Genomic DNA, 13,946 nt, shown 5'->3' with positions numbered 1-13,946 from the left:
TAGAAATAGGGAGTACAAATATGTCTCATCCTGATTATAGTGTTTATAACGAGAAGTGCCCATCGCATAATGTGCTTGAAGGTATTAGTGATAAATGGTCTATATTGGTCATTAGCCTTTTATCCCAAAAAATATACCGTTTTGGAGAGTTAAAACGTGAAATCGGTGGAATATCACCTAAAATGTTGACGCAAACATTACTGAAATTGGAGCGATATGGCTTTATCCAAAGACAATCTTATCCTGTTTTACCTATGAAGGTTGAGTATTCATTAACCAGATTGGGTAAGGAATTAAGTGCCATATTGGTTTTACTTACTCGTTGGACTGAAACCAATATGGATAAAATAATCAATGCGGAAAAAACATTTTGCGAACAGAAGCTTGGTTGTCATGCTTGATTTATTGAAACCATTTGATTAAAGTTTCCGAACCTAAATGGTCATGGATATAGGTTAAATAGCGGGTCAACTCCATAGCATAATCCTCTTCAGAAACAGGGGTATTTTCCCCAATTAAAGGGTCATGATGAAAAAAAATTCCATTGAGACAGGTATCACAAAACTCATGATAATCTCTGGTGAATAAAAGAAAAGTATGCCACATCTTATCAATATCAGCCATTTCAGCATGAATGACACAAGAGAAATCGAGATTTTTATCATCAGGATAAAGTAATTTATCTGTTTTATGTTTATGGCAGAGCCAAATAAATTTCATTAATTCATGTAATGCCTCTTCAGCTTGCATGGCTGCAGTCGGGTAATCCATATTATATCTGGTAATAATTTTATGATTTCTGTAATTAAGTAAGTCTTTTAAGTCAGGATGCATGATTATGGGGCTTTGATTGGTTTAAGTGTAACGGCACGTTTTTTGGTAACGTGCCATCATTGCAGTTATATCATCCAATACAAGTTCCTGGACCACACCATCCTCTATTCCTTTTTAGCAGTTTTTTCTGGACAATTTTTTTAATGAGTTTTTCTTTCATAATCCACTCCTTTATTTTATAAAATGAACAGGTTCGAGACTAAAATATTTAATAAAATCAGTCAATTAGTTACCTTTTGGTAACTAGAGGGGGTATAGTAAATGAATAAAAGAAATTGGACGGCTTATTATAATTCTACGAAACAAAACACTCTCCCCAGAAAGTCTTTGCGTAATGACTTCTGGAATACCAGAACGGATATGACTTTTTTAAATCGGGAAATGATTTGCCATTTGTTTCTCCAATTCAAAATTGAATATTTTCAAGAAGAAGAAAAGGATGAAATGGATGCTTTTGGTTATTATAAGCATTGGCATAAATTTTTTATTGTAGCCAAAAAAATCGCATAAATGGTTAATCATAAAATTGTATGTATTGGCTTAGAAGGCGCAATCAAGTTCTTATGAATTGAGAGTTATATAAGGAGAGATGCGAGGGTGCCAAGAAGCGCCAAATAGTAAATTTGGCGCTTCTTGACAACTTAAGATAGGATAAAAAAATTTAAAGCGTGTTTTTAGGGGTTTCTATGCCAGCATCTTCAATACGACTCTCTGGAACTTTTCTTGAAGGAGGTATTTCTCCACCGGTCATAAAGAAAAGGCTGATAGAATCTTTTAAATTTTGTTGATCGTATCCTTCTTTTGAGGTGTGCTCATCCCTAATTTTATTGAGCAGGGCTGTAAGTTTTTCAGTAGAGGAATTAATGGTTGGAGTATCCACTTCTCTATCAACAATTGGATAAACCGATTGCAGCAATTGCATGTAATCGTACCTTACTATACCACCGAAACGATTGACTAATTGTGATTTCCTTGCCAGTTCCTCGAAGCGATTACCTTCCGCATCACATTTAGAAGAGACAGCTTTCAAACCACCCATCAATTTAATAATTTCACAGGTATTTTTAATTTTATCTTCTGTCAGGTATTTGATATTGGTGCTATTCACCAGCAGGAAATGTGGTGCATGTTCTGAAATGGGGGCTCTGTGTTGCACTAAGTATTTGAATAATTGAAGATCCTGATTTTGACAAGCCAATTCAATTGGTGTTTCTTTGTGATGGTTGATGGGATAATCAAAATCAACATGGTGCTTGACCAAAATATCAAGCATTTTGTAGTCAATGTGTTTTTTGTTTAATACTCTTGCTAGGGGTGAATCGTAAGTGGGGGGGGCGTACTGATTTACAAGCTCAGGATCTTTATCCAGTATTGTATTGACAGTTTCATAATGACCTTCAGATACTGCCTTAATCAATTCACGCAATTCAGCTGATGCTATTTTCATTTCACTTCTACCCATTGTAATCACCTATTTTAAACTATCGCCATAGTATTTTAAAAATCAAACTGGCTGAATCTTAGCATGAAGTCTGTATAAATGACAATATTTTTGTTCATTTATTTTACTTATTAATGATTATTTAGATCAATTCAGGTGGCAATTTAAATAAGCAACACTTTTTTTTAATTTTGAACAATAAGTTTAATATTTTCTTAATCTTTGTGTTTTATCATACCCCCTGTGAAATATAAATTGTCAGGCAAGACAATGTTAAGAGGTAGAGTTTATATGCAAAACTTAGATGAGATTCTAAAGAAACTGGGAGAAGATCTGAAAAAGACTTCGAAGGAAACAGCTGAGAAGCTCAGTGTTTTATCAAGGAAAGTTGCTGAAGATGTGGTTAAGGTATCCAACGAAACGGTTCAAAAAATTAACGAAGTAACCAAAAAATTCTCCGTAGATACTACAGTCAGCACTACTGACACCCAAAAAATTTTAGATGATTTTATGAAAAATATACGTTTTTCTCGATTTAAGCAGATTTGGCAAGCAATTGAGGAAACACCGAAATCCAAGCATATATTGTTAAAATCTCTCTTCTTAAAAGGGCTATTGACTCATAATAAACCTCTACTTGAAGAAATTATACGACAAATTGAATTAATACCTTACTCAAGTGATCTGGAGATGCTTGGTGCTTTTAGTAAGGACAAAGCAGATCCGCTCTCACCTGAGCTTCTGGAGTTTGTGCAAGAGATGCTTGCCAATGAAAGTGAGAAAGTATTGCTCACTATTCTGATGAATGCTTTCCAGTCTATCCCTGAGCTGTCTCTTGATAGCAAGACAGGGACTTTAAGTATGAAAACTAAAAAAGAGTTACTGCCTCTTTTAATTGCAAAAGCGGATACTTCGATTGCAAAATCAATCATGTCACAATTAACTGATATCTCATTTGATTCTGTATTACCCGCATTTCGTCCATCGATTGGTGATCCCAGCTATCAGAAAACGAACATAAACTTGAGCAAATACTTGTCTCTTGTTGGTGATAAAACAGATATTTCAGAGTTTTTAATATTAACGATTGGGCTTTTTACTTCCTTAAAAATTGGAGATAAGGGGGTTTTGCAAGAATTATCGGCTGATTATTTATTTGTTCGATATGATCACTGCTTGCATAAAATAATGGAAAAATTAAAGGAAAAAGAGGTAGTAGAACAATTAGGGGAAAAACAAGTTCAAAAAATCATGGAAGCTTCTGGAAACCTTAAGCGGTTTAAACCGACACGTAATGACCCAAGACGATTTTTTGAAACTCGCCTTGCCCAGTACATTAACGGTATTTCCCACTTAGAAAAAACCCTTGAAATCGATTTGACAGAAGAGAGTCTGGAGCCTGAAGATGAGGAATTGAGATTTAACACATTGAAGGCATGTAATAAAATTCTGCACTTCTTTTTAGGTGATTGTGGAAGAGTTGATACTCCACGAGAGATGGAACAAAAAATTTGTATCTTTGCCAATGGCTATAAGGATACCTCTAAATTTACCAAGAAAGAAGTCGAATTTATTACCGGTGTATTACATCATGCTGGAGCGCATAAAGGGCGCGATAGGGTTGAGCGGGATAAATTGACGGGCATTAAAGAAAGAAAATTTGAGACTGACTCAGAAAAGGTAGGTTCAGATGTATGGAATTGTGGCGGTGGGGTAATGAAAGGTTGTTCGCCTGTCTTTTATGATGCCCAACGCGAACCCATGCGTAATATGCTAGTGGATTCTTCAACTGTTGCTCCTGATAACAAAGAGGGAAAACAATGGTTTTGGAATAATAACCGTCAGTATTCGTCTTACGTAGGATCGATTTCCGGGCATACTTGCAATATTGTGGGTATGTTAGACAAGTATATGGAAAAATATAAGGAAGATCCCGAACTGCAAAACGATATCAATCTTTTTCTTATTCAGGTCATAGGTGTTTATGCCAAACGCGGTTTTCATGCCATGCTTGAGGTCATTGATGTTATTCATGATCCTTATGTACAAGACATATTCAAAGGATACGGTGTTCAAGTTAACCTTTATAGCTATTTTAAAGAAAACCTTGAGCTTGCTGGATTCCTGCAGCATGCGATGAATGATGCAACCACGTATACTCAGGCTCTTGTTAATAAGAAGCATGTTAAGGAAGCTCTACAATCAAATTCATTCTTCAGCAAGAAAGATGAAGAGAGTGGAGATAAGAAAAATGACCCTACGCCAAAAGATGGAACTGTTTATGGGTGCTAAAGGATAATTTGAGCTCCCATTCCCTACTAGCCTCGGCTTGCCCGAGGCATCAAATTCAGGGAAGTTTTGCATTAAGAATATATCTTTCGAACAAATAATCCTGAACAAGATTGATTTTTGCACTCAAATGTAATTTCTATTGTCTAGCTCTTTTTTTAAATTTTTTTAAAGACAATTAGTTTCTCTTATCCAGAGGTTCCGTGGCTTTCATAATAGACCTATAGCTTGTACTTCGCTGTATGTTTTTATGTACTTTGCCGAGACGAATAGATTGCTTGGATAACCTGCTATTTTTTTTTGAACATCAATTGAGCTGTTGATGAATTGAACTGGAACAGATAAAAAATCTGCAGATATGTTTTTCAAAAGTTTATCCACTATCAAGTTGGTAGTAAAAAAGGTAGATAGTGGATGCACGTGGTTAAAAGTCGCTGGCTGAAAACATTTTTATCCGGGAATTTTGACACTTTTCATGGCTGGAGCTCTAGTACTAGTACTGTAAAGTTAATTCCCTTATGCTATCTCTGATAGTTATCAGAAGGAATTTATTTTACCATCATTTGGGGTTACAGCTTTCTCCAAAGTTGTCAGGTCATCTGATGAAGGTTTCATTTTATGGAAAAACCCAAAACCACTTTCCTTCGCTTCGCCAAGATCTTTTTTGTCGTGAATAGTCACTTTTAGGGTATCGCCAAATTCTTCAATAAACTCTGGTGAATTAACGTATTCAGCCAGTTTAAGTTTGAATATGGCAAGACAGGCTTGGAGTTCCTCTTCATTCCATTTAATGGCATGTTGGTTAATAGGGTGAGTTTTATTCTTTGCAATTAAATCAAACATCAAACCAGGTTCGGGCCCTCTAAGAGGAACACCGGCGATATATTCGATGTCAGGATCGCCCCTGCCCCACATATGCAAATGAAGCATGCTGGGTTCTTCTTCACTTCCAATGAGTGTTAGTCCTGTCTCTTTATCGAAAGACTGGGAGTTATTGCCAAGTTGAGAAAATTGCACAATAAGTCCTAATTTTTCATAGACTTGGGTCATCAAACTTGCAACGTCATTCAATCCGCGTTGTTCAGATACAGTGTAAGGGCGGTTAAAAGCAGATGAAAGGCTTGAATCACCCTCATTCAGATATCGAATAATGACACGATAGCCTCTACAATCGGTAGGGTTAAGAATCACGGAGTAATGGTATTTATTTCGGACAGTGATAACTGCGATTGAGGTGCCTGCCCGAGTATAATCAATTGACCAATGGCCAGGGGAGTATTCATGTTTTAAAAATTCTCTTTTTCCTCTCATTACAACCTCATTGTGATTTACACTTTTTTTTGCCCAACATGTGCCTGATGTCAGCGGGATATAAAACAAAATTAAAATAAAGACACTTATAGAAAAATTAAAACAACTATATCCCAAAATGGGTTTTAATAGCAAAGTGTCACTGGTTTTACAGTTTGTCATTAAATATGGCAACTTTTAATTTCATAATAGCTTTCAAGATGATATTATATTGTAAAATACTTAACTTAATATTAAGAAACCTAATTTTATAAAGGGGGAATGATTGGCCAGTGCCGAATTTTTTGATTTTTTTCAAACTCTTAATAATTCCTTAATTTGTATGTGATATCTTAATTAAGAGTTGTTAAAAGGGGATTTCAGATGGATATCCACAGTACCTACAAAATGTTAGCTAAAATGCAAGGGAACAAAGAGCTAAGCAGTCATAAAATTGCTGAAACTGAGCAAGCTGAAGCGGATACTGTTCCACGGTTAAAACTTCAAGCTGAACCAGAAGCGAAACCTGATATGCAAAATATTTTATCTAATATGTTAGGGATATCATCTAATAAAAAACATTCTCCAATGGATTAAATCCGGGTTACTAACACTTAGAATATCTATTTGTGATCAACCCCTTCGTGTTTGCAATATTCAATTGCACAAAAATTAATCTTAAATTTAAGTTTCTTGAAAGTATCAACGTGCACAAGTAGTTTTTTAAGTATATACTTTTTTTAAAGGATGATTTTTTGAGGTTTAAAAATGGCAGGTGGATTTTCAGCAACTAGCCACTGGCGTGACTCAGCGAGAAGCGCACGGTTTTTTGTAGTTGATGCGAGGGCCGCATTCCCAATTTTTTTATTTCTAATGCATATAAGAGTATGGACAGGTGTTTTGGTCTTAGTTTCTGCAATTTTTTTTGGGATAATTGAACATTATGGTTTCACTGTCCCGGTTTTTTTACGCTGGCTCAGAAGTTTTTTAGCTGGTTCAGTTAGATCTGCTAGACCTTGGTGGAGATAAATGGAGCGAGATATTAGCAAGTGTATGGCAAAGATTGCAGCAAGCATGAATGCGAAATTTTACCTGAACGATAGATTTGTAAGTTTTGATGAAGTTTTCTCAGAAACGGGTTTGCTACCGGCCATTGCCAAGAGAGCGGATCAATTGTGTTCCTTGTGTTTAGGTTATGGTTTGGGAGCAACTTATGACGAGTCTGAGGGAGCGTTACTAGGTATTAGAGTGGTTTTTGATGAAGTGACGCCGAATGTATTACGCTTGTTATGTATGACGGATGTTATGAATGAGCTTATTCAAGGGGGGCCAAGCCGTGATTATACTCCCCTGGATGAGTTAATGTATGATTAGTTGTTTGTAAAAAATTAGAAAGTTTTATCGGATCAGGATATATTGAAAGATATATTTTGATATATGTAAAGTAAGAGATTGAGCTCAGGAGTGGTAATAATGGGTAATAATACTGATGACAGTGCACGAAATCCATTTGGTTTTTATACGCCACCTCGTGTTAAAGAGATAGGTGAATCTGATATAACTGATGCTACTCTTGGCAGTGTCTATAGTGAAATTATTTCACCGGTAAAAGATTGCATTTTGACTGTTGCAAAGGCTGTTAGCTTTAATCCCGGAGGGAAGGATAATACCGATGCAGTTGAGGTGTTAACAGAACTCAATACAAAAATAGAGAGAGCAGCCTTAAATCAACCGATTTTAACAACAAAGACAGAAAGAATGTTTGGTGCTGCTGAATCTGAAAAATCGTCTGAGCAACCAAGTCATGAGGAACGTGGTTTCAAATTATCATCTTGAAAGATTAATTTCATTTCAGTGATTTTTACAAATGCTGTTATACTTTCCTTATATTTCCCCTAATTCTTGGTTCCCATAAGTATTGAAGTTATGAAAGATCAACTCTCGGATGAACAAAAAGAAACCATTCTAAAGGCCTTAAACGATGCTATTGAAAAAGGTCCATGGGATAAATCCAATTTCTTAAGGGTAATTGGTAAAAAGTTAATTGCAATTCGAGATCGTTTTTTAAAACGGATAGGTGCCGCTAGTCAGGCCAAGTTAAAAGCAGAGTCTCATCTTGCAAATCGAATTGCCTTGAGGAGCGGTCAGCAGGAAATATATGTTTCATTATACTCCTCAGATGGAAGCAATCTTCAGTCTTGGGAGAAAATAGTGGGTAGTTTACCCAGGCAAATGATTTCACGACCTATTTACGCAGATGAAGAAGACATAAAAGCGATATTAAAAACAAAAGAAAATAAACAAAATGAAGCGTATGTGGCAATTTACATCAGTCAATCAGATATCTTGCATTTATCCGCTGATAAGGCTCCGGTAGATAAACTAGGTAAACCGTTATTAACGCTTAAAGATAAATCCATCAGTCTGGAAAACATCAGTCGCTTTGTTCATGTGAGTGGCGTATATCGATACTCCAATGGCCGTCTAATTAAAAATGCATAGGCCGTTTCTGTTTTCTTTATAATGATTTCGAGCGCGTTAAAAATTTATTTCTACTCTAACTGTCTTTACGGTTTATTTAATCATCCTTGTATTCATATTTTGATATAGTACACGAAAATCTCGCAAAAATAGCTCTGAGCAGTATATACTTGATATATAGAATCTATTAACTAATTGTATATAGAGATGGCACAACAACAGCAGCAATCAGGTTCAGATAATTCCATGGCGCCAGTATGGATCGTCATACTGTTATTTATTACTGCTTATTTTGTTTGGGCACTGGCTCATCAGTACATTGTTAGTTTTGCATTTACTATCAATATCTGGCAAGCAAGATTAGTTAATTTGTTTTTAAATAATCAACTCTTGGCCAACCAAATTTATCTGATGCAAACACTTGATCCTAACACTGTTAATTGGGATCAAATGGTGACTGTGATGCGTGCGGTCGGTGATTATATGCGTTACCCGGTTATTTGTATCCTGGTAGTGTTAGCCTTTGTTCTTTATAACTCAAATGTGACTTTAAAATATCGCAAAACCTATGATATGAAAAGTTTGCGGGCTCAGGAACAATTTAATTGGCCTGCCATCATGCCTATAGTTAAGGAGGATTTGGTCAGTCAAGACGTCAATAAAGGGCCTTGGGCAATGGCGTTAACACCCATGGAATTTGCGCGAAAATATAATTTATTGAGAAAGGACGACGCGTTATTGGATAATCCTGTGCCTGGCGAAGAGATGACAGCGGGGATTCGGCGTGGTGATGCCAAACGAGTATTTACCATGCAATTGGGTCCTTATTGGGATGGTTTTGAACGTTGCTCTCCTCAGGCTTACGCATTGTCTGCCGTATTTATGGCAAGAATGAATAGAGACAGAGACGCAGCAACTAATATTCTTAAAGTTTTAGATAAAACATTTGTGGATGGGAAACCTGATTTTTCTGTTGCAAGGCCAGTAATGAAAAAATACCAAAACTCAGAGTTGGTTCAGGAAGTAGTAGCCAAACATGCTTATGTGCTCACAGTGATTGCTTCTTTGCTTGAAGCAGCAAGAGAAGATGGCGTGGTTCCCAGCTCAGAGTTTTTATGGCTCAAACCAGTCGACAGACGTTTATGGTATATGTTGAATTGTGTAGGCAGGCAAACTCCATACTCTGAAGTTGCAGGTCCTTTCGCACATTGGAAAGCTGAAAAGGAAATGGGGAGACGCTCTTTGGTGCCAATGATAGATGAAGCGATTAGAGCTCTGGAAATTGCAGTAAAAGAGGTGAGATTAACACCACGTCAAATGGAGGAATTAGAGCCATGATGCGGGGTATTGATTCTCGTCATGAATTAGATCCAACCCTTTTACTTAGGGATACACGTACTTTTACGCAGCGGTTGGCAGATTTTTTTGCAGATCCGACCAATATTTCTATTGTTCTTATTTCTTTGGCAGCTGTTTCATATTATTTCTCTGAAGCAGCAACATTTTTGTTGATTATGGGGGGCATATTTTTTCTTTATAGCTATACCCGAAAGCAAAAGTTGCCATTTCGATTGCCTCAAATTTCGCGTGCGAAGGATTACAACGATTTGAAACCGGGTATTAATAAACCGAATATAGCTCGAGGTATTACCTTTTTTGGTAATGACAGAAAGACTGGTGAGGAACTTTGGTTTGCTAACGATGATATGCGTACCCATGCGTTAATTTTCGGTTCAACGGGTAGTGGTAAAACTGAAACTTTGGTTTCTCTATCATATAATGCCCTGGTACAGGGGAGCGGATTTATCTACGTTGATGGTAAAGGAGATAACTCCCTGTATGCTAAAGTATTTTCTATGGTAAGGAGCATGGGGCGTGAAGATGATTTGCTCTTAATCAATTTCATGACTGGAGCGCGCGATATTGTCGGTCCACAGGAAAAAAGACTTTCCAATACACTAAACCCATTCTGCCAAGGTTCTTCCAGCATGCTAACTCAGTTGGTAGTCAGCTTGATGGGATCTTCGGGCCAATCATCTGATGGTGATATGTGGAAGGGACGGGCTATAGCTTTCGTAGAAGCATTAATGCGTTTATTGGTGTATATGCGTGATGAAGGGGCAATTCTTCTTGATGCGAATACTATTCGAAATTATTTTGATTTGCAAAGACTAGAATCTATTGTAATTGATAAAGTTTTTCCCAGAGATGATCAAGAAAGCGTCAATATTGAAACCATTCCAAAACTGGTAACGGATCCTTTAAGAAACTATTTAAATACCTTGCCTGGGTATAATAAAGAGAAAAAGGGGAAACAGGTATCACAAGTTTTGGAACAGCATGGCTTTATTACCATGCAGCTGGTAAGAAGTTTCTCTTCTCTGGCAGATACTTATGGGCATATTATTCGCACCAATTTAGCAGAAGTAGATTTTAAAGATGTGGTGCTCAACAGACGTATATTAGTGGTTTTATTACCCGCTCTGGAAAAATCACCGGATGAATTATCTAACCTCGGCAAGATTATTGTTTCATCATTAAAAGCTATGATGGCGGCAGGTTTAGGTGAAGAAGTAGAAGGTGATTATCGTGATGTTATTCTAAGAAAACCCACGAATGCCCCAACTCCTTATATGTGCATTCTTGATGAGTATGGTTATTACGCAGTACAAGGATTTGCGGTAGTGCCTGCGCAAGCTCGTTCTCTAGGATTTTCTGCTATTTTTGCTGGACAAGACTTACCTGCATTCCAAAAAGCATCTAAAGAAGAGGCAGCTTCCATTGGTGCAAACACAAACATTAAAATATGTATGAAACTGGAAGATCCTACCGAAACCTGGGATTTTTTCACTAAAACAGCCGGCGAAGCTTATGTTACAAAAGTGGATTCGTTTCAAACCAAAGAAACCAGCATAGCCAACAGCTATATGGATACTAAAAGCTCTTCTTTTGAAAAGAGAGCTCGGGTAGACCTCCTGGATTTAAAAGAGCAAACCGAAGGTGAGGCGCATATATTTTTCAAATCCAAAATTGTTCGTGCTCGCATGTTTTATGCCAATCCAAAACCAGTTAAGCAATTGAAAATTAACCAGTTTTTAAAAGTAGAGCCGCCGCCAGATGATTATTTAATGAAGCTACAGAAACAATTGGCTTCTTTCCAGAGCATTCTTGAAAGTGGTGACTTGAGTATCAATAAGGCAGTCGAGAACGAGGAAATCACTCTCATTAGTAAGGCATTAAAAGAATCTACTATCGTAGAGCCAATTGAACGAGGCGTTGCTGCTTTAATTGCATTTCATGGTCAAAATGAACCCGAACCTGTGGAAGATATTGTAGAGGAAGAAGTTGAGGGAGCATTAACTATTTTCAGCAAACTACGAATTGACCCTAATGCTCCTCCAATATTGGTCGCTGACAAAGAAGTTTTCTCTGAGCCATTATTACCTATTAATGAAACACGAAATCAAATGATAACGATTGAGCGTTTGGCAGGGGCTAAAGACAAATACGCTGGTACAGTAGCTAATGAATTAATCAAAGATTTTCAAATAGCGACAAGCTATCCTCCTGAAGAAAGGGATGTGATTGATGTCCAAGAACTTACTGGTATTATAAGAGATTTATCAGCTAAAATTTCCGAAGAACGTGAGAAAGCCAATAAAAAGGCTGCAGAGGAATTAACATAAAGACTAAGTCGGCAATTGGAGGTAGAAGTGTTCCTGTGATATTGGGCATGAAGAGAGCTCCATATGTAAGTTACTCTGAGTTTTTTATAATCCGGGCAGTGACGTTGTTTCTTTAAACCGTGATATATCAGTTTGATATTCTGTGTGGTTCCTCTTTGGGAGAGCATTTTGTATTCTGAATTAACAGGGTAATTATCAGTTTACTCATAGATTAATTTGGGATATGTTGATTTGCCTTAATTAGTCAACCCCATCTTAAATAAATAAATTATTTAAAAAAATGGCAATTTTATTAAATTCATTGTAACGTAATGATTTGTATGTTTTTATTATCAAATGGAATGTTTGAGATAGTTAGACATAGATAACACAATTAGTCTATTTTCAAAGATGGGGATAACAGGTGAGATCACTTCGTACTAACTACATCTATGTATTGTTTAAAACAACTGGATTATTATTCTTATTTTTGCTGAGTGCTTGTAATCGTTCTGGTTATATCCCTGAGAATGAAGTGCCCAAATTACCATGCCGTGTTGATGGTGCATGCGATGCAACAATAATAAAAATGATGACTGATTTAAATAAAAAAGGGATTAAAGTTGCATCAGTAGGCCAAAATTATTTAATTAGTATTCCTGCTAGCGCTCTGTTTGCTGATCAATCTCCTCGGTTAAATTGGGCTTCCTATAGCCTTTTAAATGAGATCGCGGCGTTTCTTAAACAATTTCGTAAAATTGCTATAACGGTAACCAGTTACAGTAGTAAATATGTATCGGTAAAAAGAGAACGAGCATTGACATTGGCGAGATCCAGAGTAGTAAGTGAATACCTATGGTCTCAGGGGGTTGATAGCAGAATCATCTTTACACAAGGATTAGGTAGTGATAAACCTATAACTAGTTATACTCTTGGTGGTGATAGATCACCTAATGCCAGGGTGGAGATCACATTTAGGCGGGCTGTGGCATAATTGAGGTAAAAATGAGTCGAGAAACATGGGCTTTAATAAAACGAAATAAGAATTTTAATGTCCATATTTACAGACGTGGCTTAACACTGCTAATTCTTTCTCTTGGATTGAGTTGTGGTTTGTCTGGGTTGATTTATTATGTTCATATGCATGAACCTGAGCGAGATTTTTATGCGACCAGCGGCATAACTCCTCCTATCCAGCTTCAGCCAATGTCCACTCCTAACATGTCATCTGAAGCATTGCTTCCGCCGGATCCACCAGATGAAGATTCACAAAGGATTATACCGCAATAATTTTTAGAGGATATTATGGCTGAAGATGCCTTAACTGTAGTTGCATTAAGAAATAAGTTTTATAAAGACAGTCAACGCAAAGTCATTTTGGCGTTATTGATTGCTATTGTGGTGAATGTGGTCTTGGCATCGCTTGTTGTCTATATGATTACCCATCCACCTGCTCCAAAGTATTTTGCAACAAGTATTAACGGTCGTATTACCCCTTTATTTCCTTTGGATGAACCAAACCAATCGGACTCCGCTGTACTACAATGGGCTAATCAGGCAGCAATTGCCGCATTTACTTATAATTTCGTAAATTATCGCGATGAACTACAGGCTTCTTCCGGCTTTTTTACCGCGGAAGGCTGGGACCAATTTTTAAGTGCATTAGAGCAATCCAATAACCTTGATGCGGTTAAAGCGAAAAAATTAGTTGTGTCAGCAGTAGCAACCCGAGCCCCAATCATTTTGCAAAAAGGGGTGCTCAATGGTAGGTATTCATGGAGGGTACAAATGCCAATATTAGTCACCTATCAAAGTGCCAGTGAATTTACACAACAAAATAACGTAGTAACAATGTTAATAACTAGAGTTTCAACGTTGAATTCGCCTAGAGGGATAGGTATTTCACAATTTGTTGTTGGACCTGCCAGCGGTGGGGTATCCTAGTG

At 37.0% G+C, this 13,946-nt stretch carries 16 protein-coding genes; 13 read left to right on the top strand and 3 right to left on the bottom strand.

Annotated features, from left to right (window positions below; translation table 11 throughout):
- Window positions 1–20: 20 nt before the first annotated feature.
- Window positions 21–401, top strand: a complete 381-nt coding sequence (locus tag OQI99_RS09710; protein ID WP_265731806.1) for a winged helix-turn-helix transcriptional regulator — start codon at window positions 21–23, stop codon at window positions 399–401.
- Window position 402: 1 nt separating this feature from the next.
- Here the strand turns inward: OQI99_RS09710 and OQI99_RS09705 are convergent, their stop codons facing one another.
- Window positions 403–834 carry a hypothetical protein gene (locus OQI99_RS09705; RefSeq protein ID WP_322783699.1) on the bottom strand — a complete coding sequence of 144 codons (432 nt, stop codon included), beginning with the start codon at window positions 832–834 and terminating at the stop codon, window positions 403–405.
- 261 nt (window positions 835–1,095) lie between these two features.
- Between OQI99_RS09705 and OQI99_RS09700 the strand changes: the two genes are divergently transcribed.
- Window positions 1,096–1,344 carry a hypothetical protein gene (locus OQI99_RS09700; protein WP_265731804.1) on the top strand — a complete coding sequence of 83 codons (249 nt, stop codon included), beginning with the start codon at window positions 1,096–1,098 and terminating at the stop codon, window positions 1,342–1,344.
- 151 nt (window positions 1,345–1,495) lie between these two features.
- On the opposite strand, the gene ankJ is transcribed toward OQI99_RS09700, so the two are convergent.
- A complete protein-coding gene (ankJ, locus tag OQI99_RS09695; RefSeq protein WP_265731803.1) occupies window positions 1,496–2,305 on the bottom strand; it encodes a Dot/Icm T4SS effector AnkJ/LegA11 in 810 nt (269 codons plus the stop codon).
- Between the two features lie 261 nt (window positions 2,306–2,566).
- Here ankJ and ceg14 point away from each other — a divergent pair, with 261 nt between their 5' ends.
- Window positions 2,567–4,567, top strand: coding sequence for a Dot/Icm T4SS effector Ceg14/sidL (gene ceg14 / locus OQI99_RS09690; protein WP_265731802.1), 2,001 nt, complete (start codon window positions 2,567–2,569; stop codon window positions 4,565–4,567).
- Window positions 4,568–5,101: 534 nt separating this feature from the next.
- On the opposite strand, the gene OQI99_RS09685 is transcribed toward ceg14, so the two are convergent.
- Window positions 5,102–5,875, bottom strand: a complete 774-nt coding sequence (locus OQI99_RS09685) for a hypothetical protein (RefSeq protein WP_265731801.1) — start codon at window positions 5,873–5,875, stop codon at window positions 5,102–5,104.
- A gap of 363 nt (window positions 5,876–6,238) precedes the next feature.
- On the opposite strand from OQI99_RS09685, the gene OQI99_RS09680 reads away from it, so the two are divergent.
- From OQI99_RS09680 to OQI99_RS09635, 10 genes are all read left to right on the top strand, one after another.
- Window positions 6,239–6,451 carry a hypothetical protein gene (locus OQI99_RS09680; protein WP_265731800.1) on the top strand — a complete coding sequence of 71 codons (213 nt, stop codon included), beginning with the start codon at window positions 6,239–6,241 and terminating at the stop codon, window positions 6,449–6,451.
- 171 nt (window positions 6,452–6,622) lie between these two features.
- Window positions 6,623–6,883, top strand: coding sequence for a type IVB secretion system protein IcmT (gene icmT / locus OQI99_RS09675; protein ID WP_010946190.1), 261 nt, complete (start codon window positions 6,623–6,625; stop codon window positions 6,881–6,883).
- A complete protein-coding gene (gene icmS, locus OQI99_RS09670) occupies window positions 6,884–7,228 on the top strand; it encodes a type IVB secretion system protein IcmS (protein WP_010946191.1) in 345 nt (114 codons plus the stop codon).
- A gap of 99 nt (window positions 7,229–7,327) precedes the next feature.
- Entirely contained in the window at window positions 7,328–7,690 is a 363-nt protein-coding gene (gene icmR, locus OQI99_RS09665; protein WP_265731799.1) for a type IVB secretion system protein IcmR, read from the top strand.
- Between the two features lie 90 nt (window positions 7,691–7,780).
- A complete protein-coding gene (gene icmQ, locus OQI99_RS09660) occupies window positions 7,781–8,356 on the top strand; it encodes a Dot/Icm secretion system protein IcmQ (protein WP_011214698.1) in 576 nt (191 codons plus the stop codon).
- A 186-nt stretch (window positions 8,357–8,542) separates the two neighbouring features.
- Window positions 8,543–9,673: a type IVB secretion system coupling complex protein DotM/IcmP gene (gene icmP / locus OQI99_RS09655; RefSeq protein WP_265731798.1), complete on the top strand. Its 1,131-nt coding sequence runs from the start codon at window positions 8,543–8,545 to the stop codon at window positions 9,671–9,673.
- Window positions 9,670–12,021, top strand: coding sequence for a type IVB secretion system protein IcmO/DotL (gene icmO, locus OQI99_RS09650; RefSeq protein WP_265731797.1), 2,352 nt, complete (start codon window positions 9,670–9,672; stop codon window positions 12,019–12,021). Before icmP ends, icmO begins: the two co-directional genes overlap by 4 nt.
- Before the next feature lie 403 nt (window positions 12,022–12,424).
- The gene (gene icmN / locus OQI99_RS09645; protein WP_265731796.1) at window positions 12,425–12,994 is read left to right on the top strand and encodes a type IVB secretion system protein IcmN/DotK; all 570 of its coding nucleotides are present in this window, start codon (window positions 12,425–12,427) and stop codon (window positions 12,992–12,994) included.
- Between the two features lie 11 nt (window positions 12,995–13,005).
- Window positions 13,006–13,290 (top strand): type IVB secretion system protein IcmM/DotJ, encoded by a 285-nt coding sequence (gene icmM, locus OQI99_RS09640; protein WP_265731795.1) that lies wholly within the window; start codon window positions 13,006–13,008, stop codon window positions 13,288–13,290.
- Window positions 13,291–13,305: 15 nt separating this feature from the next.
- Window positions 13,306–13,944 carry a type IVB secretion system apparatus protein IcmL/DotI gene (locus OQI99_RS09635; protein ID WP_061513180.1) on the top strand — a complete coding sequence of 213 codons (639 nt, stop codon included), beginning with the start codon at window positions 13,306–13,308 and terminating at the stop codon, window positions 13,942–13,944.
- Window positions 13,945–13,946: the final 2 nt, after the last annotated feature.

This window comes from Legionella sp. PATHC039 (assembly GCF_026191275.1).
GTDB lineage: Bacteria > Pseudomonadota > Gammaproteobacteria > Legionellales > Legionellaceae > Legionella > Legionella pneumophila.
The sequence above is the reverse complement of the archived record's forward strand: the minus strand, read 5'-3'. Positions and strand labels throughout refer to the sequence as shown.